Source organism: Rossellomorea marisflavi, assembly GCF_009806575.1.
Taxonomy (GTDB): domain Bacteria; phylum Bacillota; class Bacilli; order Bacillales; family Bacillaceae_B; genus Rossellomorea; species Rossellomorea marisflavi_A.
In genome coordinates this window covers 3,640,661-3,666,621 of the sequence record NZ_CP047095.1, presented here as the reverse complement: position 1 = coordinate 3,666,621, position 25,961 = coordinate 3,640,661, and the positions used below count along the sequence as shown (strand labels likewise).

Sequence of the window (25,961 nt, the reverse complement as noted above, 5' to 3'; positions counted from 1 at the left end):
TTTCAGTCATAGTAAAACCCGAATTCATTTGCCGATCAGGCAAATGAATTCGGGTTTTTAATTTGTTTCATGGCCATTACAATTTCGTTTTGTCCCAACCTTTGATCACGATTTCCGCTTGCTCTCCGGTTCCGGATGGATCAGGACGTGGGCATGGGGGAAATGCTTCATGATCATCTCTTCCATGCGGTCGCAGAGGCGGTGCGTCTTCTCGATGCTGTCAGTTGATTTCACCACCAGATGGAAGTCGATGTATTCATGGGCACCGGATCTCCTTGTGCGCAGGTCGTGGACCTCGATGTACTCATCATGGAAGCTTTGGATCATCGACATGATCTCTGCCTCCTCTTCCTTCGTCAGACTCGCGTCAATGAGGGGAGGGAAGGCTTCTTTCATCAGTTTGACGGCTTCGATCATGATATAGATAGCCAGTGCAATCCCGATGATCGGATCCAGGAAGTGCCAGCCGGTCAAGGTCACGAGGAGAAGGCTTCCTGCAACCCCGAGAGATGTGTACACATCGGTCAGGAGATGGAAAGCGTTCGATTTCATGGCCACAGAATGGACGCGGTCCGCTTCCTTGCTTACGATCCGGGAGACGATGAAGTTGATGGTGGCACCGATGATCATGACGGATATGCCAAGGATAGGAAGCTTGATCGGTTCAGGGTGGATCAGCTTGTGGATACACTCGTAGATGATCCAGAATCCGGCCACGAAGATTAGCAGGGTCTCGATCGTGCCGGATATATTCTCCACCTTTCCATGGCCGTACGGATGCTCGGGATCCGCTGGTTTTCCGGATACCCTGACGGAGATGAAGGCGATGAGGGAAGCCATCAGGTCCAGAGAAGAATGGATGGCTTCAGACAGGACGGCTACAGACCCTGTAATGAGTCCGACCACGATTTTCAAGATGACGACGAACGAGTTACTGATAACGGATAAAAAAGCAATTTTCGGTGTGCTGTTCATTATGCGAGGTCTCCTTCACGGAAGGTCGGGATGTTATTTTGGAATAGTATGTACGTTCATCCCCATATGTAAAAGAATGCGCAAGGCATCTGCAAAATATACATCGGAACAGTGATTATCAAAGGTGTGAAATGATGCGGTTCTAGCGGGATTTCAATGCAGAACAGAATAATGACTATGTTCGGAAAATTTCAAGTACATATTTGGAAAGGTTTATTTGTTTAAATAGGCTTGTGAATAGTTTAGAATGAAACAATTGGGGTTATGTAACAGGTATGACCTCACCGCTAGTCTATCTATCTTCTTGGAAGATCATCCATGGTGGGCTATATTTTTGTGCTTAGAGAAATTTTTTCCACGAATGTTACTGATATGTGAAAAAAATTTGTCTAAATTTCGAAAATCTACTCAAATCGACATGAAATGATCTCTAACGTATTTCGTTTTCCCGAGAATTTGATAGTATATGTCTAGTCGATACAAATCTTATATAAAGGAAGGTGATTATACATGTTTAATAAATTCAAACCTTTTCTGATCATATTGATTAGTTTGATTTCCCTATTCGTCATCGTCATCCTGGGAGCCGGGACGGATATGATCATCCTGAATCCTAAAGGACCTGTCGGGGAAATTCAAAAGGATTTAATCATGCTATCAATCTACTATATGCTTGCAATCATGATTGTTGTATTATCTTTCTTTACCTTTATCGTCATTAAGTATCGTAAGGGTAAAAACGGTGATTATCAGCCGAACATGCACGGTAGCAATAAGCTTGAAATCATCTGGACGCTTATTCCTGTTGCTATCGTCATCGCATTGAGCATTCCGAATACACAGGCGCTCTATGAATTGAAAGAGGCTCCTAAAGCCACCGCACATAAAGAACCTATCGTCATTCATGCAACAGCCGTCGATTGGAAATGGGTCTTCTCTTATCCTGAAGAAAACGTCGAGACAGTCAACTATGTCAACGTTCCTACAGGTCATCCGGTCCTTTTCAAAATCAGTGCTGCTGACTCAATGGCGTCTTTCTGGGTTCCTGAACTTGGTGGTCAAATCTACGGCATGCCGGGGATGATGAATGAAATGTATCTCCAGGCTGACCACGACGGTGTCTATGACGGCCGTAACTCCAACTTCACTGGTGAAGGAATGGCACAGCAGAAATTCGACTTTGTCGCCATGAGTGACGACGAGTATAACGCGTGGGTGAAAGACGCACAAGAAAATGAACCGAAACTGACGAAGGAACAGTATGAAAAACTTCTTCTCCCAGGTTCATCAGATAAGATGACATTCTCTTCTACTCACCTTGAGTATGTCGACCATGGCAAGATGGGTTCTGCCGACTATGCCATGAAAGTACGAGAGAAATATGGCGTGAAAGAGAAGAGCAAACATGGTGAATCCGATCAAGAGATGGATCACGACATGGACCATAGTGACATGGACCATAGTGACATGGACCACAGTGACATGGATCACAGCGACATGGACATGGACAGCTCCGACTCTCACGAGCATGCACATTAAGAAGGGAGGAATCTAGGTGTTTGACTTTATTAAGGATAATTTGATTTTAAACGATCCCCTCATCCTTGGGGCGAACGTATCCATAGCATTTACAGTCGTCGCCGTTGTAGCCGTCCTTACCTATTTCAAAAAATGGAAATGGCTTTGGACCGAGTGGATCACAAGTGTCGATCATAAAAAAATCGGTATCATGTATATTATCGCAGCACTTCTTATGTTATTCCGCGGAGGAGTCGATGCGTTGTTGATGAGGGCTCAATTGACAGTCCCAGACAACGATTTCCTATCCTCTCAGCATTACAATGAAATCTTCACTACGCACGGTACGATCATGATCCTCTTCATGGCGATGCCGTTTTTGATTGGTTTGATGAACGTTGCCGTACCGCTTCAAATCGGGGCGCGTGACGTTGCATTCCCTTATTTGAACAACTTGAGTTTCTGGGCATTCATGATTGGTGCCATGATCTTCAATATCTCCTTCGTATTCGGTGGTTCACCGGATGCAGGTTGGACAAACTATGCACCGCTGGCCGTTGAAGGAAGCTCCGGGCCAGGAATCAACTACTACCTGATGGGACTTCAGATTTCAGGTATCGGTACGCTTCTGACGGGGATCAACTTCGTTGTGACCATCATCAAGATGCGTGCACCAGGCATGACGCTTCTTCGCATGCCGATGTTCACTTGGACAACGCTTATCACAGCTTTCATCATCGTGTTTGCATTCCCGATCTTGACTGTGACGCTTGCCCTTATGACATTTGACCGTCTATTCGGTTCCCACTTCTTCACCTTGGCGGGTGGAGGAAACTCCATGCTTTGGGCGAACTTGTTCTGGCTATGGGGACATCCGGAAGTATACATCGTCGTTTTGCCGGCGTTCGGTATCTTCTCAGAAATCATTGCAACATTCTCAAGAAAAACGCTATTCGGTTACAAATCCATGATCATCTCCCTTGTGGCGATCTCAGGTTTGTCATTCGTCGTTTGGGTCCATCACTTCTTCACAATGGGTGGAACAGCCGCAGTAAACAGCGTCTTCTCCATCACGACAATGGCCATTGCGATCCCGACGGGAATCAAGATCTTCAACTGGCTCGGTACGCTTTATAAGGGACGGATCGAGGTTACCACCCCGATGCTTTGGTCTCTCGCGTTCATTCCGACATTCCTGATCGGTGGGGTTACCGGGGTTATGCTTGGTATGGCCGCAGCCGATTTCCAATATCACAATAACTATTTCCTAGTGGCTCACTTCCACTACACATTGATTGCCGGTGTTGTATTTGCCTGCTTCGCGGGTCTCATCTACTGGTATCCGAAAATGTTTGGTCTTAAGATGAATGAGCGCATCGGTCGCTGGGCGTTCTGGTTCTTCACAATCGGATTCAACGTATGTTTCCTACCGCAATTCATCCTTGGATTTGCCGGTATGCCACGTCGTGTGTACACATACGGAGCAGAAGACGGTTGGACAGCACTGAACGTTGTATCCACAATCGGTGGATTCGCAATGGGTGTAGCATTCTTGATCTTCGTATACAACGTATACTACAGCTATCGCTTTGAAAAACGTGAGACTACTGGTGATGCTTGGGGTGGCCGTACACTTGAGTGGGCTACAACAACAGCAGTACCACCTCACTACAACTTCTCTAAACTTCCTGAAGTCACTGGTGTTGATACGTTCTGGTACTCTAAACAAGACGGTCATGCACTCAAGATCGATGAGAAGCCTGAAGTTGAATACAAGCCGATCCACATGCCTAGCAACTCGGGTACACCTTTCATCATGAGCATCTTCTTCTTCATCGCAGGATTTGGTCTTGTCTTTGAAATCTGGTGGATGGCCATCCTCGGCGGTATCGGTACCGTTGGATGCATGGCATACCGTTCAATGACTTCAAGTAAGCAGGATGAAGGTTACTATGTAACGGTGGAAGAAATCAAAGAACTTGAAAATCCGACGAATAGGGAGGCGTGATGTATGGCACATAATACAAATGTAGATCCAAACACGCCGTTAGAATATCAATCCGAAACAGGTAAACTGAATATCTTCGGATTCTGGGTTTTCCTTGGTGCGGAGATGGCGTTGTTCGCAACGATCTTCGCCACATTCTTTGCCCTTAAGGATCACGGCGTCATGGCGGGAGGACCACTCCCAAGTGATTTATTCGAACTGAAAAACACACTCATTATGACTTTACTGCTACTTTTCAGTAGTTTTACATCCGGTTTATCCATCAATGAGCTTAGAAGAAGAAACGTGAAGGCCATGATCTTCTGGATCGCCGTCACATTGCTATTCGGTCTTGGTTTCCTTTATATGGAGATCACTGAGTTCATCCACCTTGTTCATGAAGGCGCGGCACTCGGTACGAACGCATACTGGTCTTCCTTCTACTTGTTGACCGGAACGCATGGTCTCCATGTATCTTTAGGTATTCTATGGATCATACTTGTGGTTATCCAAGTGATGAAGAACGGATTGAACCCGGACAATGCCAAAAAGATCTTTATCTCAAGTCTATATTGGCATTTCCTTGACTTCGTCTGGATCTTCGTATTCACAAGTGTGTACCTGTTAGGGATGGTGGGATAAATGGAACATAACACAGCGAATCACAGTAAATTTCCTTGGACGCAGGTGGTAGGGTTCATCCTATCGATCGCGTTGACCTTTTTAGCCATCTGGTTCGGTTTATATGCAGGTCTTGCATACAATGTCATGGTACCACTCGTATTCGTCCTTGCATTCATTCAAGCAGCGATCCAGCTGTTCATGTTCATGCACGTGACCGAAGGCGAAGGTAAATGGCAGGTCGGAAAGATGATTTCCGCCACGGTGATCGTACTCATCATCGTTCTTGGAACGATCTGGGTCATGGTCAGCATGCACTGATTGCAGAACAAAAAACATCCCGCGGGGGTTCCCGCGGGATGTTTTTTTTAGTGTATTTCCTGCATTTTTCCCCGTTCGCTTAACGACAGGGCCAAAATCACTGAAATCGCTCCGAGGATCACAATCATCCCGACAATCCCGGCCCAGCCGAAACCGTGGTAGAAGGAACCGCTGACGGTTCCTCCGATACTCGATCCTGCATAATATCCGAACAGATATAACGAGGACGCCTGAGCTTTATCGTGGGTGGCGAGGAGACCGACCCAGCTGCTCGCAATGGAGTGGGCGGCGAAGAAGCCGAATGTGAAGATGGCGATGCCAAGGATCTTGATCCACAGAGCCGGATGAAGGGTGCATACCGTTCCGACGAGAAAAATGAACAAGCAGAGCAACAGGATCTTCTTCTTCCCCATCTGGTCTGCAAGCATCCCCATCCAGGTGGAGCTGAATGTGCCAACGATGTATACGATGAAGATGAAGCCCACAAGGGTCTGACTCAGGGAATAAGGCGGGGCGGTCAGCTCGAACCCGATATAGTTGTATAGGGACACGAATCCGCTCATCAGCAGGAATCCGATCAAGAACAGATACACAAGCCCCCTTACCTTTAGGTGACTTCCCATGGAGCGGATCAAGGGAAGCAGATTGAACGATTTCGCTTCGAAATGCCTGGAGGGCGGTAAAAGGAAGAAAAATGCGAAACTTGCCAAGAGGCTCAGGGCACCGACTCCGGCCAAGGCGACATGCCAGCTGAAGTAGTCCGTCAAGATCCCGCTGAGGATCCTTCCTGACATCCCGCCTATGGAGTTCCCACTGATATAGAGACCCATGGCCATTCCCAGGCTCTTGAACTCAACCTCCTCCCCGAGATAGGCCATGGCGACAGCGGGAAGTCCTGCTAGCGTCAGACCCTGCAGAGCCCGGGACAGCACGAGTAATTCAAAGCTTGATGAAAGCCCGGTGAAAAGGGCGATGACGGATGAGATGAAGAGAGAAAAGGCCATGATCGATTTGCGGCCGAAGACTTCCGAGAGCGATCCTGCAACGAGAAGCCCAACCGCCAATGCGATGGTTGCCGATGATTGGGTCAGGCTCGCCATCGCAGGTGACACGTGAAACTCCTCCGCAATCTCCGGCAGGAGCGGCTGGGTTCCCCACAGGATGGCAAATGTACTGAAGCCTCCGGCGAAGAGGGCAAGATTGGCCCTCCTGAAAGCCGGGGTATTGCGTTGTAAATAGCTCATGGCTGTCATTCCTTTTGATTCTGTTTTTCGGTCATGAAGGTTTGGACGAACGAAACAAATTCTCTCACAACCGGAGATTGATAGGTGTTTTTTAAACTGGCCAGTCCAAGCTCCCGTGTGCAAACCGGCGAGGTCACCGGCACGAGGGTGACTTTCTCCTTGTCAAGAAGCTTCAGGTCCGGAACAAGTGAGACGCCCAGGCGTGCGCCCGCGAGTCCGGCCACCGTCCCGATGTCTTCCCCTTCAAATACGACATTCGGGATGAAGCCGGCCGATACACACAGTTCATGGATGATGGTTCCAAGCTCATTCGCTTCTTTGAACGAGATGAAAGGTTCATCTTTCACCATGTGGAGATCCACTTTTTCTTCGGAGGCAAGGGGATGATCGTTTGCGACAACGAGAAAAAGTTCTTCTGTAAGGAGAGGAAAGCATAGAATATCCTCATCCTCTTGATAATAAGAGATCAGCGCAAGGTCTGCCTGACGCTCCTTGAGCTGATGGATGATCTGTCGATTGGACGACTGTGCCAGCTGGAATTTCACATGGGGGTGTTCCTTCTGATAGGCACTCACCATTTCCGGAATCATGCTTGCCCCGAGGGACGGCAGGAATGAAAGGGAGATGGTACCGTGTTCTGGATGGGTTTCCCGCCATATTTCCCGCTTCCCTTCTTCAATCTGCATGATGGATTCCTCCACGCGCGTTAAAAACATCTTTCCGTACCGGTTCAGGTAGATCCGACGTCCTTTGCGGTCGAATAAGGAGACGCCAAGTTCGTCTTCGAGCTTTGCAATCGAGCGGCTAAGGGCCGGCTGTGAAATGGCAAGCTCCTTGGCGGCCTTTGTGATGTGCTGTGTGTATGCAACCGTTCTAAAATAATTGATTTGATGCCAATCCACGCCGAGACCTCTCTTTAATAAAATGTTTTTAATTCCATCATACACCTGATTGGCAATGACTTCTAATGGTTGTTATGCATCAAATCGATGTCTACCAGGCATTATTCAGGACAATGTTCTTAGCCTATAATGAAATCATCAAAAAGCGAAAGCGGGGAATGGCGAAATGAAAGTGGTGGCGCCAAAACCATTTACATATAAAGAAGGGGATCGGGCCGTCCTTCTGCTTCATGGCTTTACAGGATCGACGATCGATGTGAAGGGTCTCGGGAGAGTGCTTCGGCAAGCCGGATTCACGTGTCACGCACCGCTTTATACGGGCCACGGCGGGGAAGCAGAAGTCCTGATCGGCACATCACCCGAGGAGTGGTGGCAGGATGCGCAGGATGGATTCAGGTATCTTCAGGAGCAGGGATACAGAAAGATTGCCGTTGCCGGTGTATCGTTGGGAGGAACCTACGCACTGCGACTTGCCATGATGCACCCTGTCTCCGGCATGGTTTCCATGTGCGCACCGACAAGAGGTAAAAGCCGCTTTGATCTTGCAGCCAGGGTCATTGATTACGCGGAGCGGTTCAAGACATTCGAAGGTAAACAGGAAGACCTGCAGAAGGAAGAGATGGATCGACTGGCACAAAGGGACATGAGTTTTCTTGATGAGCTTCAATCCTTCATTGATGATACAGGCAATCGCCTCTCCGCCATCAAGGATCCGACTCTCATCTTGCAAGGAGCCAAGGATGCTTCTTTGTATAAGGAAAGTGCCTTCAGGATCCATGATGAGATCCTCAGTGAAGAGAAGGAATTGAAATGGTACGGGGAATCGGGTCATATCATTACCCTGGATCAGGAGCGACAGCAAGTGTATGAAGATGTGAAGGATTTTTTACTGCGACTGGACTGGTAATGGAAGGTGGCTGGGACAAACGTGTTTTAGTCATAGTAAAAACCGAACTTATTTGCCTTCGATCAGGCAAATAAGTTCGGTTTTTTCATTTATGAGTATTTTGATGTCATTATTTCCAGCGGTTGATTGGAGTACAAGACAAAGACACCAGCGGGAAGAGTAGCTGATGTGAGACCCCGCAGGCGTGCCGAGGAGGCTCACGGGCTACCCGCGGAAAGCGAAGTCTTGCACGGAAATCATGAGCGGTAGTAAGAACCTATACTGATAATGGTCGTCATTACTTGATCCCTTTTTTGATTTGTCTCAACCTCTTTTTTACGGTATTTTATTGGAAGATTCTGATAAAATGCTTGCACAAGACTAGTTTATCGATATAATAGGGATACGATTGAGGGTCAGAAACTGAGAGGTGTTGGAATGAAAATAGATGAGACGGATCGAAAAATACTGCAGCTCCTGACGGAAGATGGGAGGTTGTCCTATGCCGATATTGGAAAGTCACTCGGACTGTCCAGGGTCACGGTGAGGGAGAGGGTTCATCAACTGAAGGATAACGGCGTGATCGAGCGCTTCAGTGTTGTCATCAATTCGGAGAAAGTGGGGAAGCGGGTATCGGCCTTCTTCGAGGTCGACTGCGAGCCTGCATTCCTCGTGGAAGTCGCTCAGAATCTCGCTGACAATCCCACCGTAGCCAGCTGCTATCAGATGACGGGCCCCAGTACCCTTCATATGCATGTACTGGTAGAGGACTTCGCGGCTCTTGAACAATTCATCAACAATGAGCTTTATTCATTGGAGGGCATTACCCGTGTGGAGAGTCATATCCTTCTCCGGAGATTTAAAAGCCGCAGTGGCTTGAAACTATAGGAAACAGGAAGAATCCAACGATGGTTGGGTTCTTTTTTTGTATGTGCGACTAAATATGCAAACGTCAACATTTTTATGCGACCAAGGTCATGGTAAGGTTGTGAAATCGTCACTCCGCCATTCTTTATATATCAGTGAAAACGCTAACAATTAGTGAATATTCACAATTAATTTATTTTTTAGAAAAATGTATAGATTTTTCTTTCGGCATCCGATATAATCGGATTTATCGTAATTACGGTTACGTTTGTTAGGTTAATCAAATATTTTTCCTAACAAATGAAATTCTATTATTCTCTATTTTATAAAGGGGGAAGGGTCCACGTGGCTGCAATGATTGGACGAAGATTTATAGAACTCCTGCTGTTACTGGTGGGAATTTCATTTTTGGTATTTGGTAGCATGCATCTGGCACCCGGTGATCCGGCATCGATCATCGGAGGACCTACGGCGACGAAGTCAGATATCGCCGCCATACGCGATAGCCTTGGATTGAATGACCCATTCCTGGTGCAGTACTGGGACTATCTTAAGAATATTTTCCAAGGGGACTTTGGGTATTCCTATCAGACGAAGCAATCCGTTTCAGAAGCTCTCGCTGTCCGGTTCCCCAATACGCTGAATTTGGCCGTGGCCAGTATGATCGTGGCTGTGATCATCGGGCTCGGTGCAGGGATCATTTCGGCGCTGAAACAAAATTCCTGGCTGGATGTATCGAGTACAGTAGTTGCACTCGCAGGGATTTCCATTCCTAACTTCTGGTTGGGCGCACTCCTCATCCTCGTCTTCGGAGTGAACCTGCAGATCCTGCCGGTGGGCGGGCTGGACGCTCCGTTCTGGACGGCGGAAGGATTTAAACAGCTGATCCTTCCGGCCATTACGCTAGGGACAGGATCGGCCGCCATGATTGCCCGAATGAGCCGTTCCTCCATGCTGGAGGTCATCCGGGCAGATTATATCCGGACGGCCAGGGCCAAGGGGATGAAGGAAAAAACGATCGTCTGGATCCATGCATTGAAAAACTCCATGATACCGGTCATCACGGTCATCGGATTGAACTTCGGTTTCCTTCTCGGGGGCACGATCATCACAGAGCAGGTATTTGCCATCAACGGTGTCGGCCGCTTGATGATCGATGCCATCGCTGCCAGGGATTTCCCGATGGTACAGGGGTCGGTACTCCTGGTCGCAACGCTGTTTGTTCTTGTTAATCTGATCGTGGATATCATCTACGTCTTCGTTGATCCGCGGATCAGCTACGACTAATAGAGGGGGAGAAGCAATTGAGTGCAGAAGCCGTGGCTGGTACAACAGCCATCCAGACGAAAAAGAAAAAAGACCGTACGTTTGTCACCACTATGAAACGATTGCTGAAGAATAAACTGGCGATCATCGGTCTCATCATCATCCTGCTTCAGGTGATCATGGCCATTGCAGCCCCGGTCATCACGATACATAGTCCGTTCAAGCAGAATCTCGCAGAAAGCGAACTGCCTCTCTTCTCGGAAGGGCATTTCCTCGGGACCGATAATTTCGGGCGCGACCTGTGGAGCCGGATCGTGTACGGAGCAAGGATTTCCCTGCTGGTAGGAATTACAGCAGTCGGCCTTGGATTGGCGGGAGGCGTGACCCTTGGGTTACTCGCAGGCTACTATAGGAAGCTTGACGGTATCATCATGCGGATCGTCGACCTTCTATTCGCTTTCCCGGGGATCCTGCTGGCCATGCTGATCATCGCCGTTCTTGGCACAAGCCTGGTGAACGTAGCCATCGCCATCTCGATCTGGTCGATTCCGACGTGTGCACGAATCGTCAGGGGATCAGTTTTATCCGTGAAAAAGCAGGAGTACGTGCAGGCGATGAAATCCCTCGGTGCGAGTGATTTCCGGATCCTTGTGAAGCACATCCTGCCCAATTGCTCGGCACCGATCATCGTCTTCGCTACGATGAGGATGGCGACGGCCATCCTGTCCACCGCTTCCCTCAGCTACCTCGGCCTCGGGGCACAGCCTCCGACACCGGAGTGGGGAGCAATGATCTCACAAGGGCAGGATTTCATGTGGACGTCACCACATATGACAATCGTTCCAGGTATCGCCATCATGCTGATTGTATTTGCTTTTAATGTTGTCGGGGACGGCCTTCGGGATGCCCTCGATCCGAATATGAACTTGAACCAATAATCAGAGGAGGAATGAAGAGATGAAGAAATGGTTGGTACTAGTGGTCGCAATCGTAATGATGGTAACCGCTGCCTGTAGCGGGGGCGGACAGAAGAAGAGTGGGGGAAGCGCAGCCCAGGAGTTGACCTATGCGACAACATCTGATGCCGTAGGACTTTCTCCGATCATGACAAATGATTCCGTCTCGGCAAATGTCATTGATCAAGTGTATGAGACATTGTTCGAACGCAACATCAAGACCAATGAAATTGAACCGCTCCTCGCAGAATCATATGAAACGCCTGATGACCAGACATGGGTCATCAAATTGAAGAAGGACATCAAATTCCAGGACGGAACGGACTTCAATGCTGAGGCCGTCAAATATACCTTTGATAAGTTCAGAGATCCAAAGACAGCGGCACCGAGGGCTTCCCTCCTCGAGCCGATCGAGTCTGTGAATGTGGTCGATGACTACACGGTGGAGATCAAGACCAAATATCCGTACGGACCCCTTCTTGCCGCGTTGAGCCACTCGAACGCAGCGATTGTCAGCCCTGAAGCGGATCAATCCCAGGATCTCATGAAAGAGCCGGTTGGGACCGGACCATTCAAATTCGTCAGCTGGACGCCTGGCGATCAGATCGTTCTTGAGAAAAACAAAGACTACTGGAGAGATCCAGCAAAGCTAGACAAGGTGACCTACAAAGTCGTACCTGAAGTATCGACGGCGATCTCCATGCTGCAAACCGGGAAGGTTCAATTCCTTGATGCCCTTCCAACGGAACAGGTCAAACGGATTGAAGCCTTGAAGAACGTCAATGTTTCCAAGGAAGAAGGGACACCGGTTTCGTATCTTGGCTTCAATATGAGTAAAGAACCGATGAACAACCCTGAATTCCGCCAAGCAGTGGCTTATTCCCTTGATCGTGCATCCTATGTGAAGAAAATGAATGGCCTTGGCGTCGAGGGCAACAGCCTCATCGGCCCGAAAGTATTCGGATATGATGCATCAGCAGATGATGCAGGATATGCCTATGATCCTGAGAAAGCAAAAGAGATGGTGAAGAAAAACGACTTTGGAAGCAAAGCGCTGACCATCCTGACGCCGAATCGTGATAACTACATGCTCATGGCTGAAATTGCGCAATCACAGCTTCAGGATGCAGGCTTCAACGTGAAGATCGAATCCATGGAATGGGGGACGTTCCTCGACACGGTCCGTGACGGCAAGTACGACATCACATTCCTCGGATGGGCAAACTCGACCTCTGACGGAAGTGAACTTCTTTACCCGAACTTCCATTCAGATAATATCGGTTCATCCAACCGCGTTCAGTATAACAACCCAGACTTCGATAAGCTTGTAGATGAATCACGTGAGAATATTGATGAAGACGTCCGTGCGAAGAAGCTTGATGAAGCCAACAAGCTGATCGTGAAAGATGCCCCGATCGTCGTCATGAACCACGGTGTGAATACATCCGCAACTGATAAGAGCGTCAAAGGCTTGAAGCTCGATCCGACAGGTTCTTGGAAACTCTATAACGTTTACAGAGAGTAGGGATAACGATGAAGACAGATCTATTATCTGTAAAGAATATGGTCACAGCCTTCCGCACGGCTAACGGAGAAGTTTCCGCCGTGCGGGGCATCTCCTTTTCCGTGAAAAAGGGTGAGACGCTTTGTGTCGTAGGAGAGTCGGGATGCGGGAAGAGCATCACCTCCCTCTCCGTCATGGGGCTGCTTCCAAGCAATGGCTCGATTAAAGAAGGAAGCATTGAATTCGACGGGAATGATCTTGTTACCTATTCACCTGAGCAGCTCAGGAAGATCAGGGGAAAAGATATGTCAATGATCTTCCAGGAACCGATGACCGCCTTGAATCCGGTCCTTACGATCGGCTACCAGCTCAGGGAGCCGCTGATGCTGCATAAGCAAATCGGTAAGAGCGAGGCGACCAAGCAAGGGATCGATCTCTTGAAGCAGGTAGGGATACCCTATCCCGAAAAACGGATGAAGCAGTATCCTCATGAACTGAGCGGCGGGATGAGGCAGAGGGTGATGATTGCCATCGCCCTCGCCTGCTCCCCGAAGCTGCTGATTGCCGATGAACCGACGACGGCGCTGGATGTGACGATTCAGGCCCAGATCCTCGACTTGATCCAGGACGCAAAAGAGCAGTACGGGATGGGTGTCATGATGATCACCCATGATATGGGTGTCGTCGCGGAAGTCGCCGACCGCGTCATGGTCATGTATGCAGGAGAAAAGATTGAGGAAGGGGACGTAGAGTCCATTTTTGAAAATCCGCAGCATCCCTACACAAAGGGGCTGCTGAATTCGGTTCCGAATCTGGATGACCCGGATTTCGAACTTGAAGCGATCCCGGGATCCCTGCCGAACATCGATGAGAAAATCAGTGGTTGCAGGTTCCACCCCCGCTGCCCATTTGCAATGGATCGTTGCAAATCCGAGACACCGCCGGAATACACCGTGGCGGGTGAACACAAGGTAAAATGTTGGCTACAGGAGGCTGATCAGGATGTCTGCACTACGAGAGAAACCGTCCATTCTTAAACTCGAAGGAGTCAAAAAATATTACCCCATCAAAGGCGGGATGCTGAAACGCATCCAAGGTCATGTGAAGGCTGTAGAAGAGGTTTCCCTTGAATTATTCGAAGGAGAGAGCCTTGGGGTCGTAGGGGAATCCGGGTGCGGGAAGTCGACCCTCGGCCGGACGATCCTGGGACTTGAGGATGTCACGGACGGGAAGGTCATCTTCCAGGGGAAAGAGGTCCAGAGCCTGTCGAATCGCCAGCGCCTTCCATTCAAGAAACAGATGCAGATGATCTTCCAGGACCCGTACGCTTCCCTTAACCCAAGGCAAAAGATCGGAGCGGCGCTTGAAGAAGTATTTGTCATCCACACGGATCTTTCCGCCTCAGAGCGGAAGAAAAAAGTGATAGACTTATTGAAAGAGGTCGGATTGAAGGAAGATCACTATGATCGTCTCCCCCATGAATTCAGTGGCGGTCAGCGCCAACGGATCGGCATTGCCCGTGCGATTGCGTTGAATCCATCCGTGGTTGTATGTGATGAAGCCGTGTCGGCACTTGATGTATCCGTCCAGGCGCAGGTTCTGAAGCTCCTGAAGACCCTGCAGTCCAAGTATGGATTGACGTATCTCTTCATCTCCCATGATCTCGGTGTCGTTCGCTACTTCTGCAGTCGGGTGATGGTGATGTACCTTGGCAATACGGCTGAGCTTGCTTCTGCGGAACAGCTATACACCAATCCGCTACATCCTTATACGAAAGCACTATTATCATCGATTCCAAGACCGTCCATTCAAAAGGACCGTAAGCGCATCCGACTGGAGGGAGAGATTCCAAACCCGGCAAATCCACCGTCAGGATGCGCATTCCATACCAGATGTCCCATCGCTACAGACTTGTGCAAACAGAAGAAACCCGAATGGCGGGACATGGGCGATCAGCATTATGTCGCCTGTCATCATGTAGAAAAAGGACGTGACGTTTTATGAACATGGATCACCTGTATCAACCGTATTCCTCCATCCGGAACACGGTATTTGCCAAAAAAGGAATGGTGGCGACTTCTCAGCCACTTGCCTCCCAGGCCGGCCTGGAGATCCTCCAGAAAGGAGGGAACGCCATTGATGCAGCCATCGCCACAGCTGCAGCCCTAACGGTCGTCGAACCGACTTCGAACGGAATCGGCGGTGACGCATTCGCCCTTGTATGGGTGAAGGGAGAATTGCACGGACTCAATGCAAGTGGTCCATCGCCTGCATCCATTTCCATTGAGGCTGTGGAGGAGAAGGGACACGAGACCATGCCGGTACACGGCGCGATTCCCATCACGGTCCCGGGAGCACCGTCGGCGTGGGCAGAACTCTCGGAACGCTTCGGCAAGCTGCCATTGACCGAGGTATTGGCACCGGCGATCGCCTATGCGGAAGAAGGCTACCCGATCAGCCCTGTACTCGGCAAGTACTGGAGTCTCGCCCATAAGAAGTTCAGCGAGATTTTTAAAGGGGAGGAATATCAAGCGTGGTTCGACACATTTGCCCCTGAAGGCAGGGCCCCGGAAATCGGGGAAGTGTGGTCCTCGAAAGGCCATGCGGAAACCCTCCGCTCCATTGCTGAAACGAAGGCAGAAAGCTTCTACCGGGGTGAATTGGCCGGACAAATAGCGGAAGCTGTCCAAAAAGGGGGAGGATTCCTGTCAAAAGAGGACCTCGCCTCCTACCGTCCACAATGGGTGAAGCCGATATCCACTGATTATAAAGGATACGACGTGTGGGAAATCCCGCCGAACGGCCAGGGCCTTGTTACCCTCATGGGTCTGAATATCATGAAGGGATTTGACGTCACGGAGAAGGAGAGCATCGATACATATCATAAACAAATCGAAGCCATGAAGCTGGCCTTTACCGACGGAAAAGCGTTCATTACAGAAGAAAAGGATATGCCTGTCTCCGTTGAGCATCTGCTCAGTGATGAATATGCCGAAGCAAGGCGCTCTGTCATCGGGGAAGACGCCATCACGCCGACGGAATATGAGCCTCCCAAAGGGGGAACCGTATACCTAGCCACTGCTGATGGGGAAGGGAATATGGTTTCATTTATCCAAAGCAACTACATGGGCTTCGGATCCGGCATCGTGGTGCCTGGCACGGGGATCGGACTGCAGAACCGCGGACATGATTTCTCGTTGGATCCAACCCATCCGAATGCCCTTCAACCTGGAAAGAAGACGTACCATACAATCATTCCCGGCTTCCTGACGAAAGCAGGTGAGGCTGTGGGGCCATTCGGCGTCATGGGGGGCTACATGCAGCCTCAAGGTCATTTTCAAGTCGTCATGAACACCATTGATTTTCATTTGAATCCACAGGCTGCCCTCGATGCACCAAGATGGCAGTGGATGAAGGGGAAACAGGTGGCTGTCGAACCGACATTCCCGAATCACATCGCACAAGCACTCGCCCGGCGCGGTCACGAGATTCAGGTCGCGACCGATCACGGTTCATTTGGCCGGGGGCAAATCATTTGGAGAAACCCTACCAATGGTGTTTTAATGGGAGGGACGGAATCCCGTACGGACGGGGCCATCTCCGCTTGGTAGGAGACCCCGCTAACGATTGAAATGAGGTGTGATGAATGAAACAGTGGCAGTTATTTCTGGCATTTTTCCGCGTAGGGATGCTTGGATTCGGGGGAGGTCCCTCCTCCATACCACTATTTCATAAAGAAGTAGTCGAGAAATATAAATGGATGAGTGATGATGAGTTTTCGGATACCCTCGCTTTGGCAAATGCCCTTCCGGGACCGATTGCAACGAAGATGGCCGGATATATCGGACACCGGGTCGGAGGAGTGATCGGCATGCTTGTGAGCATCATTGCTACAAGCGTTCCGACCGTCCTGCTCTTGATCCTGATGCTGACCGCCCTGAATTCCTATAAAGATCGCCCTTGGGTACACGGAATGTCCCAGGCCGTCGTCCCGGTGGTCGCTGTCATGCTCGGTGTCCTGACGTGGGACTTTGTGAAGAAGTCGAAGAAAAGTCTTGGCTGGAAGATCACGATCGGTCTCCTTGCCGTAAGCCTTCTTCTTCTCTCAGGCCTTGGGGTGCACCCTGGGATTGTCATTGCAGTCCTTCTCGGTCTTGCCCTGATGTCCAAGAAACCTGTGAATGAAAAGCAGGTGAAAGCTTCATGACGTACGTGCATATATTCATGGCTTTCTTTGTTCCGAATATTTTGGGGTATGGCGGCGGGCCGTCCTCGATCCCGCTCATCCAGGCGGAGGTCGTGGACCGATACGGCTGGCTGACGGATAGTCAGTTCAGCGAAATGCTCGCCCTTGCCAATGCGCTTCCTGGTCCGATCAATACGAAAATGGCCGGCTATATCGGCTATCAGCAGGGCGGTGTGCTGGGGGCCGCGATCGGGTTGTTCTCGACGATTGCTCCTTCGCTGCTGCTGATGCTGTTCTTGCTCGGGTTGTTGATGAAATTTAAAGATTCTCCTAAGGTGAAGAACATGACGACGATCGTCAGGCCGACGATTGCGATCCTGCTTGGTATCATGACGATGGAATTCCTGGTGGATTCGTATGGTGGGATCGGGATTGTGCAGACGTTGATCATCGGGGTTGCCAGCTATCTCTTGTTGGAGAGGTGGAAGGTGAGTCCTGCGTTGGTGATCGGCGGGGCGCTCGTGTACGGTGCTGTGTTCCTTGGAGGATAAGGGGAATCCCTCGCTGGTGTGATGCCAGCGGGGGATTTTTTTGTTAGGGTTGGCGAGTGGACTCTGGATTAGTTTCATCAGTGGTTATGGGGTGGGTGAAAGAGGGGACCGTTCCGTTTCGCTGCGGGAGCCCGCTTTCCACGGGGCGTGCGGTGAGCCTCCTCATACTTGCGGGGTCTCACCCTGCCCGCTATTTCCCGCTGGAGTCGGTCTCCCTCCGCTGCACTGCACTTTGTGGTTATAGGTAAATCCAATTCTCTGTTGTTAGCGGGTAGTATGGGCTATCAACAATTCCTCGTCCCATTTTTAGGGGGTGGAGTGAAAAGAGGGGATCGTTCCGTTTCGCTGCGGGAGCCCGCTTTCCACGGGGCGTGCGGTGAGCCTCCTCATGCTTGCGGGGTCTCACCCTGCCCGCTATTTCCGTTGGAGTCGGTCTCCCTCCGCAGCACTGCACTGTGTGGTGGTAGTCAGATGGAGTTCTCTACTTAAGGGAGTTGGTGACAGGACTATCTTCATTCCCATCCAGTAGGTAGAGGGTGGAGTGAAAAGAGAGGACCGTTTCGTATCGCTGCACTATGTGATGGGGATACCATGAAGTTTCCTCATCCTTCCCCAAATCGTATGAGAAAGACTTATTCCTCACAATAAACCCACCAGTCTAAGGTTCCTTTATCTCTAATCCCGAACCAAAGAGTGGATTGAAGTGGAAGGCGCCTGACTCCAGCGGAAAAGAAGGAGTGGCAAGACCCCGCAGGCACGAGGAGGCTTGACGCCCTTCCCGCAGGAAAGCAGGCGTCTGCAGCGGAAAGGAACGGTCCCAAACCTCAGCACACTATCATGAAGGAAACCGGTTTAGGTAACGGACAGTGTCCCCCCGAAAAACCAATCAGCTCTGATAACTGTGCAGAAGTAATAAAAACTCACCTCATCTCGAACCAAAGAGTGAATTGCAGCGGAAAGGAACGGTCCCATACCCAAGCACACTATCATGAAGGAAACGGGTTTGGGTAACGAAGAGTGTTTTCCCGAAAAACCAATCAGCTCTGGTTACTTTGAAATAGATTTCAGCTTTCTCAGCCATTCACCCATATACCCGTACTTTTTCCCCACCAAAAAGGCTGTCGCTCACCACGACAGCCTTTTACCCTATTTCATTTCTTTCTACCGCTCAGCCGATGAATGATCGACGTTCCTGCGAGGTCACCTGTGATGTTGATGGCCGTGCAGCCCATGCCGACAAGGGCGTCGATGGCGGTCAGGAGGGCAACGGCTTCCATGGGAAGGCCGATTTGGGTGAAGACGGTGGCGATCATGAGGATGCCGGCTCCCGGGACGCCTGCCGTTCCAATGGATGCAAGCGTTCCGACCACTACCACAAGGGCCATGTCCGTCAGGCTCAATGGATCTCCGACGACATTTGCGGCGAAAACGGCGGATACGGCAATGCGGATGGCGGCCCCGTCCATGTTAATTGTTGCACCAAGTGGGAGACTCAACCCGTAGAGGCTCTTCGGGATCCCCATTTCCCTGGCGGCTTGAAGGGATAAAGGCAGGGTGCCGGTGCTGCTCTGTGTCACGAAGGCCGTGATCATGGGAGTGCGTGCCTTTGAATAAAACGAAAGGGGATTGATCTTGACCATGACCATGGCAACGGTGTAGAGAAGCAACTGGACGATGAGTGCGATATAAAGGACCATGATCATATTGCCCAGGGACAGGAGTGTCCCCGCGCCCTGTTCTCCCACCGTTTTGGCCATGATGGCGAAAATGCCGATTGGGAGATAGTGCAGGATCGCCTTCATGATGGCGAGGCTTGCTTCATTGAGCCCCTCAATGACTTTAAAGACGTGTTCACCGAGTTCGCCGTATTCTTTCGTGGAACGCAAATAGGAGATGGCGGTCCCGAATACGATGGCGGTGAAGATGATCCCCAACAGGTTCAGCTCGGTAAAGGCCTTTATGATATTGTCGGGAATGATCGACAGGAATACGCTCTTCAAGCCGGGGTCATCGGGAACGTCGAATGACTGAGATTGATCGAGCTCCATTCCGGTCCCGGGTTGGAATATGCTCGCGACGGCTAACCCCACGATGATGGCGAAAGCGGATGAAAGAACGTAGTAGAGGAACACTTTGCTCCCCGTCTTCCCAAGTTCCTTGATACTCGTTTGGTTCACACCTGTCATGAGTGTGAAGAGGATAAGGGGGATGATCAGGAACGACAGGAGATGGATGAGGATGTCCCCCAGGATGGATATGGAGGCGGCACGCTCTCCGAAGATTACGCCTGCGATGACCCCAAGGACCAGGGCAACGGTAATTTTCGTGATCAGGGATATGCTTTTGTATTTCGTCCATAATGACTTCATAGTTGGTCCCTCTTTTCTTACGATTGTCATCATACAAAAAAGCCCGGAGAGGGGCTCAGAATATGCTTAAATGTCGATTCTTTCCTCGGAGGATCTCAAAGACCCCGTAGAGTAACAGTCCGGCCGCCACGATGGCCAGCATCCATTGTCCGAAAGGCTGCTGGGCAATTTCGGATAGTGCCCCGTCCAGTCCCTTGGTTTTATCAGGGTCAGCCGTGATGGCGGTCCGGATGAAGAAGTATCCTACGAGTAGGAATACAATGCCTCGGGCAGTGAGGCCGATTTTTCCGGTCCTTTTACTGAACTTCCACTCGTGCTTTGACATGCTTCCTTTCTTGAATTGCTTCGCGAATTTTTCTGTATAAGCCGAGTAAAGCTCGTGAAGCGCGAATCCGATGATAGCCAGCCCGATGATGCCGACAATCCATTGACCGAAAGGTTGGGAAAGGAGCTTTGCAGACATGGTCTGCTCAGAACTCGAGCCGCCTTTGGCGTGAAGGGCGATGGCAATGGCATTGAAGCCGAGGATCCCGTAAGCTGCACCCGTAAAGATGTGGGTAATCCTCCGCACGATGGATTTTCCCTGGTCTCCGTGGTATTCAGGATCGGTAATGGCTTGGATGAAGCTCCAGATGACCACGCCGAGAAGTCCGATGCCGACGATCCATAATAATACCTCACCGAAAGGCTTGGATGCAATGGCTGCGAATGCGCCGTTCGAGTCAGATGTGCTTCCGCCCACTCCGAATGCTGCCATGACGGCCAGGGCGCCAATCAGCATGTAGACGAGTCCCCTTGATATGAATCCTATGCGGGCGAACCCCCTGATCCATGGTTTGATATCCTTTGAGTTGTCCTTACCGGAAGGCAGGACCGATGTAATGTCAGCCATGGCTACTTCTTCCCTTCAGTTTGCATTTTATAAGCAATATTCCCTAAACGCAGGGTTCGAAACCATGGACGGAGCAAGTAAATGATGGTGGTTCATCCATTTCTCATTCCCCGCGAAAAAAAGGCTAAAATAGTTATAGACAACGAATGTGTCTAGGAGTAATATATCTATCATCAAAGCTGGTTGCTTTATATCATATCATCGCTTAATTCTGCAAAGAAGCGGGGGACCCGAGTTCATTAGGGGTGAATCCTTTTTAAGGTAGGGCTGCTTCCATGGCCCGAATCCGTCAGCTAACCTCGTAAGCGTAAATGGGAGTGAATGAACCTTGGAATCGTATAGACGATGGCCACAGGCTTAGTTCCTGCGGTCTTTTTTGTGCCTTCATTTAATGAATCAGCATGATTCATCATGGAAGATGAATGAACAAGTGGAAAACAACAAAAGATACGAAAATATCAGTAAAGTCAGTTGGAGGAGTACATCATGAAAAAGCAATTCGCCGTTATCGGTCTTGGAAAATTCGGGGGGAACCTGGTGGAGGAATTGAGCAGGCTTGATACAGAGGTGCTGGCAATCGATCTGCACGAAGAGGTGGTTCAGCGCTACGCGGATGTGGCGACTCACGCCGTCCAGGCCAATGCCATGGATGAGTCCGTATTGAGATCCCTCGGCCTCCGTAATTTCGATCACGTGATCGTATCATTCGGAGAAAGCGTGGAGGCGAGCATCCTGACGACACTGCTTCTGAAAGAGCTGGGTGTCAAGGAGGTCTGGGTGAAGGCGTCGAATGCGTACCATCAAAAGGTGCTTGAAAGGATCGGTGCCGACAAGGTCATCCATCCTGAACGGGACATGGCGAAAAAAATCGCTCATCATATGACATCGGAGAAAATCATCGACTACATCGAACTTTCAAAGGAGCATAGCATCGTAGAGGTCAGGGCTTCGTCCAAAGTTGCGAACCTTACGCTCATGGATCTTGACGTCCGTGCGCGGTATGGATGCAATATCATTGCCATCCATCGCGGGGATGAGGTCATTGTCTCACCGAGTGCAGACGATACGGTTGAACTGGGAGATCTGTTGATTGTGATCGGACATAATCGCGATATCAATCGATTTGAAAAAGAAGGGGTATAACCATGAAGTACAGGGTCATCCATTTAAGTCCACCGCAGCTGCTGGTGGCAGTCTTTGCCTTTTTCATCATGGTGGGTATGGCTCTCTTGAAGCTTCCCATCTCGACGACAGAGCCGATCACGTGGCTCGAAGCCCTTTTTACGACAACCTCAGCCATGACCGTGACGGGGCTTGCCGTTGTCGATACCGGTTCCGTCTATACCATTTTCGGTCAGATTGTCGTCATGTGTCTGATCCAGCTTGGAGGGCTGGGCATCATGTCGTTCGCTGTCCTGATCGTCATGATGCTCGGGAAGAAGATCGGATTCAAGGAACGGCTGTTGCTGCAACAGTCGTTGAATCAGACCTCTGTGGGCGGGGTGATCATGCTCGTGAAATACCTTTTCACCTTTTCATTGCTGGTGGAGGGGATCGGAATGACCTTCCTTGCCACTCAATGGGTGCCCCGATACGGGTGGTCAGAAGGCTTGTTTTATAGCCTTTTCCATTCTGTTTCCGCTTTTAATAACGCCGGATTCGGTTTGTGGCCCGACAACATGATGCGATTTGTGGGGAATCCGGTCATCACCTTCACTCTATCCTTCCTTTTCATCATCGGTGGGATAGGATTCACCGTCTTGGTGGACGGGTGGAAATCACGTGCGTTTAAGAAGCTGTCCCTCCACTCGAAGATCATGATCCTGGGTACGCTTTTGATCAATGTGGTAGCAACGATCATCATCTTCGTCCTGGAGTATAACAACCCGGGTACACTGGGACCTCTTTCTCTAGGTGACAAAGGATTGGCTTCCTACTTTCAGGCCGTGACACCGAGGACCGCAGGGTTCAATACGCTTGATTATGGTGAGATGGAAAGTCCGACTCTTTTCTTTACGGTCCTTCTCATGTTCATCGGGGCAGGAAGTGCATCCACAGGTGGGGGGATCAAGCTTACGACATTCCTCATGATCCTTCTCGCGGTAGGTGCCTTCTTGAGGGATAAAAAAGAAGTCAAGATCTTCCGGCGCTCCATTGATCAAACGGTCATCCTGAAATCCCTGGCGATATCCACCCTTAGCGTCCTTTTGGTTGTAGGGGCCTTATTCATCCTTACCATCTCGGAAAAAGGAGCGGATTTCCTCACGCTATTATTCGAAGTGGTATCGGCATTCGGCACCGTCGGCTTATCCATGAATTTCAGTCCGGAGTTAAGTACCGTCGGGAAGTGGGTCATCATCTTCGTCATGTTCGCAGGGAAAATGGGTCCGTTGACCCTCGCATACTCCCTCTCGCGACCGGGTAAAGAGAAAATCCGATACCCGAAAGAAGATATCCTTACAGGATAAGGCAGCTATTGCTGCCTTATTTTTTATGTTTGAGTGATTATTCCAAAAACAATAAGAACCCCGCAATTTTTGCGCTATCTCTTAAAATCTTACTTCGTAAGCGTTTTCTTCGTTCGTCAGGGTTGTTGACGAATGTCATGTTTCTTCATATACTTTGGAAAAATTCTGAACGATTGTGTAGGTGGTGTTTTTGTTGAAGCAAGTGTTCAATTTTTCTGCAGGTCCAGCCGTTCTTCCCCGTCCAGTATTGGAAAAAGTGCAACAGGAATTATTGAACTACGACGGGACGGGCATGTCTATCATGGAATTGAGCCATCGTTCCGGTCCGTTCGAAGAAGTCATCGAGGGGGCAGAAGCCCTGCTGAGGGAGCTTATGACCATCCCTGAAGAGTATGAAGTCCTTTTCCTTCAGGGAGGCGCTTCTCTGCAGTTTTCCATGGTCCCGATGAATCTTCTTGCTGAACATGGTGTCGCTGACTATATCGTGACGGGAAGCTGGTCGAAGAAAGCGGTCAAGGAAGCGGGAAAACTCGGAAGCATCCATCAAATTGAGTCACCGGAAGATATCCCTGCGTATACAAAAGAAGATTTCTCTCCTGAGGCAGCGTACGTCCACATCACGTCCAACAATACAATAGAAGGGACAAGGTACGCCACTTATCCCGAAACAGGCGGCATTCCCCTCGTGGCGGATATGTCATCCCATATCCTGTCGGAACCGATCGATGTGTCTTCGTTCGGCCTGATTTATGCCGGGGCCCAGAAGAACCTTGGTCCATCGGGTGTCACCGTTGCGATCGTCCGCAGGGATCTCATCGGGAAAGCACCGGACACATGCCCGACCATGTTGAATTATGAAACGTACGTGAAGAACGGATCCATGTTCAATACGCCTCCTACCTTCGCTATCTATGTGCTTAAGCTCGTTCTTGAGTGGGTGAAGGAAAACGGCGGGGTGGCAGGTATGGAGGCACTCAACCGGGAGAAAGCGGGGCTGCTATATAGCTGTATCGACGAATCAAGCCTGTTCTCCAATCCTGTACCGGAAGCAAGCCGCTCACTGATGAACATCCCGTTCACCACAGACAGTGATGAACGGAACAAGCTCTTCCTGGAACAAGCGAAAGGGCGAGGATTCGAGTTCCTGAAGGGACATCGTTCCGTTGGCGGCATGCGGGCGAGCCTCTATAACGCCATGCCCCTTGAAGGAGTCAGGGCATTGGTGGATTTCATGAAAGAATTCGAAGCAGACCAAGGAGGAACATCACATGTTGACCATTAATACATTCAATGCCATCAGCCAACGGGGGTTGTCCCTTATTGAAGAAGATTTGAATTATTATCTGAACGGAAGCGGTGATCCCGATGGAATTCTTGTCAGATCCAAGAATCTCCATGACTTCGAGTTTCCACAATCTGTGAAAGCCATTGCGAGGGCCGGTGCCGGAGTGAATAATATCCCCATTGACGAGTGTACGGAAAAAGGGATTGTCGTATTCAATACGCCTGGTGCCAATGCCAATGCCGTGAAGGAACTCGTTCTTGCCAATCTCATTGCTTCTTCGAGGAATCTTTTTTCGGCGGTGGGATGGGCAAAAACCCTTCAGGAACATGGGGATGATGTGGCAGCTGTCGTGGAAGCGAAGAAGAAGGAGTTTGTAGGAAGTGAAATCAAAGGCAAGAAGCTGGGCGTCGTCGGTCTTGGGGCCATCGGTGTCCTTGTGGCCAACGATGCACTCGCCCTTGGGATGGACGTGGTTGCGTATGATCCGTTCATTTCGGTGGATGCGGCCTGGAGGCTTTCGCGCGACGTCAATCGTGCCATGCACATCGATGAAGTATGGGCGGAATGCGATTTCGTCACCCTTCATATCCCGTTGACTGATAAGACAAATCGCCTCGTGAACGAATCGAGCTTCAACAAGATGAAACAAGGAATGACCATCCTGAACTTCTCACGTGGTGAGCTGGTGGATGAGAGTACCCTCGGGCAGGCTCTCGAGTCCGGAACGGTAAGTAAGTATGTGACCGACTTCCCGAATTCCCGGGTCCTTTCCATGAAGAATGTCGTCCCCGTACCCCACCTGGGCGCTTCGACCGTGGAGTCCGAAGAAAACTGTGCCGTCATGGCGACGAAGCAGTTGAAGACCTATCTGGAAACAGGGAACATCAAGCATGCCGTGAATCTGCCTGATGTCGAGCTTCCGTACAGCGGAAAGATGAGGCTCACCGTCATGCATCAGAATATCCCGAACATGGTGGGGCAGATCACGACGGCCCTCTCCGGCTTCGCTGTCAATATTGCCGACATGATCAATCGAAGCAAAGCCACATGGGCCTACACGATGATCGATCTTGATCACGTCCTGACCGAAGAAGAGCAGGTGGGACTGAAACAGAAGATTGAAGGCATCGATGGGGTCGTATCGGTCAGATTGATTTAATATA

At 50.0% G+C, this 25,961-nt stretch carries 24 protein-coding genes and 1 riboswitch; of the genes, 19 read left to right on the top strand and 5 right to left on the bottom strand.

Annotation, left to right across the window (positions count from 1 at the left end):
• Positions 1–105 precede the first annotated feature (105 nt).
• Positions 106–975: a cation diffusion facilitator family transporter gene (locus tag D5E69_RS19050; protein WP_048006661.1), complete on the bottom strand. Its 870-nt coding sequence runs from the start codon at positions 973–975 to the stop codon at positions 106–108.
• 510 nt (positions 976–1,485) lie between these two features.
• Between D5E69_RS19050 and qoxA the strand changes: the two genes are divergently transcribed.
• The 4 genes from qoxA to qoxD are packed head-to-tail and all read left to right on the top strand — an operon-like array spanning position 1,486 to position 5,422.
• Complete coding sequence (gene qoxA / locus D5E69_RS19045; RefSeq protein WP_159130049.1) at positions 1,486–2,514, top strand: cytochrome aa3 quinol oxidase subunit II; 1,029 nt, start codon at positions 1,486–1,488, stop codon at positions 2,512–2,514.
• A gap of 16 nt (positions 2,515–2,530) precedes the next feature.
• Positions 2,531–4,501: a cytochrome aa3 quinol oxidase subunit I gene (gene qoxB, locus D5E69_RS19040; protein ID WP_148796324.1), complete on the top strand. Its 1,971-nt coding sequence runs from the start codon at positions 2,531–2,533 to the stop codon at positions 4,499–4,501.
• Positions 4,502–4,504: 3 nt separating this feature from the next.
• Complete coding sequence (gene qoxC, locus D5E69_RS19035; RefSeq protein ID WP_048006663.1) at positions 4,505–5,122, top strand: cytochrome aa3 quinol oxidase subunit III; 618 nt, start codon at positions 4,505–4,507, stop codon at positions 5,120–5,122.
• Complete coding sequence (gene qoxD / locus D5E69_RS19030; protein WP_048006664.1) at positions 5,123–5,422, top strand: cytochrome aa3 quinol oxidase subunit IV; 300 nt, start codon at positions 5,123–5,125, stop codon at positions 5,420–5,422.
• A gap of 47 nt (positions 5,423–5,469) precedes the next feature.
• On the opposite strand, the gene D5E69_RS19025 is transcribed toward qoxD, so the two are convergent.
• Positions 5,470–6,666: an MFS transporter gene (locus tag D5E69_RS19025; RefSeq protein WP_159130048.1), complete on the bottom strand. Its 1,197-nt coding sequence runs from the start codon at positions 6,664–6,666 to the stop codon at positions 5,470–5,472.
• Positions 6,667–6,671: 5 nt separating this feature from the next.
• Positions 6,672–7,568, bottom strand: coding sequence for a LysR family transcriptional regulator (locus D5E69_RS19020; protein ID WP_159130047.1), 897 nt, complete (start codon positions 7,566–7,568; stop codon positions 6,672–6,674).
• 166 nt (positions 7,569–7,734) lie between these two features.
• Here D5E69_RS19020 and D5E69_RS19015 point away from each other — a divergent pair, with 166 nt between their 5' ends.
• The 11 genes from D5E69_RS19015 to D5E69_RS23500 all read left to right on the top strand — a co-directional run bounded on the left by D5E69_RS19015 (position 7,735) and on the right by D5E69_RS23500 (position 18,967).
• Positions 7,735–8,475: an alpha/beta hydrolase gene (locus tag D5E69_RS19015; protein ID WP_159130046.1), complete on the top strand. Its 741-nt coding sequence runs from the start codon at positions 7,735–7,737 to the stop codon at positions 8,473–8,475.
• A 417-nt stretch (positions 8,476–8,892) separates the two neighbouring features.
• A complete protein-coding gene (locus D5E69_RS19010) occupies positions 8,893–9,342 on the top strand; it encodes an Lrp/AsnC family transcriptional regulator (protein ID WP_048006668.1) in 450 nt (149 codons plus the stop codon).
• 324 nt (positions 9,343–9,666) lie between these two features.
• A complete protein-coding gene (gene nikB / locus D5E69_RS19005) occupies positions 9,667–10,608 on the top strand; it encodes a nickel ABC transporter permease (protein WP_048006669.1) in 942 nt (313 codons plus the stop codon).
• Between the two features lie 32 nt (positions 10,609–10,640).
• Entirely contained in the window at positions 10,641–11,525 is an 885-nt protein-coding gene (locus D5E69_RS19000; protein WP_392398069.1) for an ABC transporter permease, read from the top strand.
• Between the two features lie 19 nt (positions 11,526–11,544).
• Positions 11,545–13,068, top strand: coding sequence for a glutathione ABC transporter substrate-binding protein (locus D5E69_RS18995; RefSeq protein WP_048006671.1), 1,524 nt, complete (start codon positions 11,545–11,547; stop codon positions 13,066–13,068).
• A gap of 8 nt (positions 13,069–13,076) precedes the next feature.
• On the top strand, positions 13,077–14,084 hold the full coding sequence (locus tag D5E69_RS18990) for an ABC transporter ATP-binding protein (RefSeq protein WP_048006672.1): 1,008 nt from the start codon (positions 13,077–13,079) through the stop codon (positions 14,082–14,084).
• Complete coding sequence (locus D5E69_RS18985; RefSeq protein WP_063190641.1) at positions 14,050–15,051, top strand: ABC transporter ATP-binding protein; 1,002 nt, start codon at positions 14,050–14,052, stop codon at positions 15,049–15,051. Before D5E69_RS18990 ends, D5E69_RS18985 begins: the two co-directional genes overlap by 35 nt.
• A complete protein-coding gene (locus D5E69_RS18980; RefSeq protein WP_063190642.1) occupies positions 15,048–16,658 on the top strand; it encodes a gamma-glutamyltransferase family protein in 1,611 nt (536 codons plus the stop codon). The genes D5E69_RS18985 and D5E69_RS18980 overlap by 4 nt, the downstream gene beginning before the upstream one ends.
• Positions 16,659–16,693: 35 nt before the next feature.
• On the top strand, positions 16,694–17,254 hold the full coding sequence (locus tag D5E69_RS18975) for a chromate transporter (protein ID WP_048006675.1): 561 nt from the start codon (positions 16,694–16,696) through the stop codon (positions 17,252–17,254).
• Positions 17,251–17,784: a chromate transporter gene (locus D5E69_RS18970; protein WP_048006676.1), complete on the top strand. Its 534-nt coding sequence runs from the start codon at positions 17,251–17,253 to the stop codon at positions 17,782–17,784. Before D5E69_RS18975 ends, D5E69_RS18970 begins: the two co-directional genes overlap by 4 nt.
• Positions 17,785–18,772: 988 nt before the next feature.
• Positions 18,773–18,967 carry a hypothetical protein gene (locus tag D5E69_RS23500; RefSeq protein ID WP_213085558.1) on the top strand — a complete coding sequence of 65 codons (195 nt, stop codon included), beginning with the start codon at positions 18,773–18,775 and terminating at the stop codon, positions 18,965–18,967.
• Here the strand turns inward: D5E69_RS23500 and D5E69_RS18965 are convergent.
• Both D5E69_RS18965 and D5E69_RS18960 read right to left on the bottom strand, forming a co-directional pair.
• On the bottom strand, positions 18,936–20,153 hold the full coding sequence (locus D5E69_RS18965) for a dicarboxylate/amino acid:cation symporter (protein ID WP_063190643.1): 1,218 nt from the start codon (positions 20,151–20,153) through the stop codon (positions 18,936–18,938). The genes D5E69_RS23500 and D5E69_RS18965 overlap by 32 nt on opposite strands.
• 55 nt (positions 20,154–20,208) lie before the next feature.
• Positions 20,209–21,045, bottom strand: a complete 837-nt coding sequence (locus D5E69_RS18960) for a DUF1206 domain-containing protein (RefSeq protein ID WP_048006678.1) — start codon at positions 21,043–21,045, stop codon at positions 20,209–20,211.
• Positions 21,046–21,237: 192 nt separating this feature from the next.
• Positions 21,238–21,368: riboswitch (cyclic di-AMP (ydaO/yuaA leader) on the top strand.
• A gap of 163 nt (positions 21,369–21,531) precedes the next feature.
• Between D5E69_RS18960 and D5E69_RS18955 the strand changes: the two genes are divergently transcribed.
• From D5E69_RS18955 to D5E69_RS18940, 4 genes are all read left to right on the top strand, one after another.
• Positions 21,532–22,188, top strand: coding sequence for a potassium channel family protein (locus D5E69_RS18955; protein WP_159130045.1), 657 nt, complete (start codon positions 21,532–21,534; stop codon positions 22,186–22,188).
• A gap of 2 nt (positions 22,189–22,190) precedes the next feature.
• On the top strand, positions 22,191–23,513 hold the full coding sequence (locus D5E69_RS18950) for a TrkH family potassium uptake protein (protein ID WP_048006680.1): 1,323 nt from the start codon (positions 22,191–22,193) through the stop codon (positions 23,511–23,513).
• A gap of 193 nt (positions 23,514–23,706) precedes the next feature.
• Positions 23,707–24,795, top strand: coding sequence for a 3-phosphoserine/phosphohydroxythreonine transaminase (gene serC, locus D5E69_RS18945; RefSeq protein ID WP_159130044.1), 1,089 nt, complete (start codon positions 23,707–23,709; stop codon positions 24,793–24,795).
• Complete coding sequence (locus D5E69_RS18940) at positions 24,782–25,957, top strand: phosphoglycerate dehydrogenase (RefSeq protein ID WP_159130043.1); 1,176 nt, start codon at positions 24,782–24,784, stop codon at positions 25,955–25,957. The genes serC and D5E69_RS18940 overlap by 14 nt, the downstream gene beginning before the upstream one ends.
• Positions 25,958–25,961: the final 4 nt, after the last annotated feature.

Bases quoted from the DNA above. Each gene is read 5' to 3' on its own strand.
- D5E69_RS19050 (WP_048006661.1), bottom strand. From the start codon at position 975: ATGAACAGCACACCGAAAATTGCTTTTTTATCCGTTATCAGTAACTCG.
- qoxA (WP_159130049.1), top strand. From the start codon at position 1,486: ATGTTTAATAAATTCAAACCTTTTCTGATCATATTGATTAGTTTGATT.
- qoxC (WP_048006663.1), top strand. From the start codon at position 4,505: ATGGCACATAATACAAATGTAGATCCAAACACGCCGTTAGAATATCAA.
- qoxD (WP_048006664.1), top strand. From the start codon at position 5,123: ATGGAACATAACACAGCGAATCACAGTAAATTTCCTTGGACGCAGGTG.
- D5E69_RS19025 (WP_159130048.1), bottom strand. From the start codon at position 6,666: ATGAGCTATTTACAACGCAATACCCCGGCTTTCAGGAGGGCCAATCTT.
- D5E69_RS19015 (WP_159130046.1), top strand. From the start codon at position 7,735: ATGAAAGTGGTGGCGCCAAAACCATTTACATATAAAGAAGGGGATCGG.
- D5E69_RS19010 (WP_048006668.1), top strand. From the start codon at position 8,893: ATGAAAATAGATGAGACGGATCGAAAAATACTGCAGCTCCTGACGGAA.
- D5E69_RS18995 (WP_048006671.1), top strand. From the start codon at position 11,545: ATGAAGAAATGGTTGGTACTAGTGGTCGCAATCGTAATGATGGTAACC.
- D5E69_RS18990 (WP_048006672.1), top strand. From the start codon at position 13,077: ATGAAGACAGATCTATTATCTGTAAAGAATATGGTCACAGCCTTCCGC.
- D5E69_RS18985 (WP_063190641.1), top strand. From the start codon at position 14,050: ATGTCTGCACTACGAGAGAAACCGTCCATTCTTAAACTCGAAGGAGTC.
- D5E69_RS18980 (WP_063190642.1), top strand. From the start codon at position 15,048: ATGAACATGGATCACCTGTATCAACCGTATTCCTCCATCCGGAACACG.
- D5E69_RS18975 (WP_048006675.1), top strand. From the start codon at position 16,694: ATGAAACAGTGGCAGTTATTTCTGGCATTTTTCCGCGTAGGGATGCTT.
- D5E69_RS18970 (WP_048006676.1), top strand. From the start codon at position 17,251: ATGACGTACGTGCATATATTCATGGCTTTCTTTGTTCCGAATATTTTG.
- D5E69_RS23500 (WP_213085558.1), top strand. From the start codon at position 18,773: ATGAAGGAAACGGGTTTGGGTAACGAAGAGTGTTTTCCCGAAAAACCA.
- D5E69_RS18965 (WP_063190643.1), bottom strand. From the start codon at position 20,153: ATGAAGTCATTATGGACGAAATACAAAAGCATATCCCTGATCACGAAA.
- D5E69_RS18960 (WP_048006678.1), bottom strand. From the start codon at position 21,045: ATGGCTGACATTACATCGGTCCTGCCTTCCGGTAAGGACAACTCAAAG.
- D5E69_RS18955 (WP_159130045.1), top strand. From the start codon at position 21,532: ATGAAAAAGCAATTCGCCGTTATCGGTCTTGGAAAATTCGGGGGGAAC.
- D5E69_RS18950 (WP_048006680.1), top strand. From the start codon at position 22,191: ATGAAGTACAGGGTCATCCATTTAAGTCCACCGCAGCTGCTGGTGGCA.
- D5E69_RS18940 (WP_159130043.1), top strand. From the start codon at position 24,782: ATGTTGACCATTAATACATTCAATGCCATCAGCCAACGGGGGTTGTCC.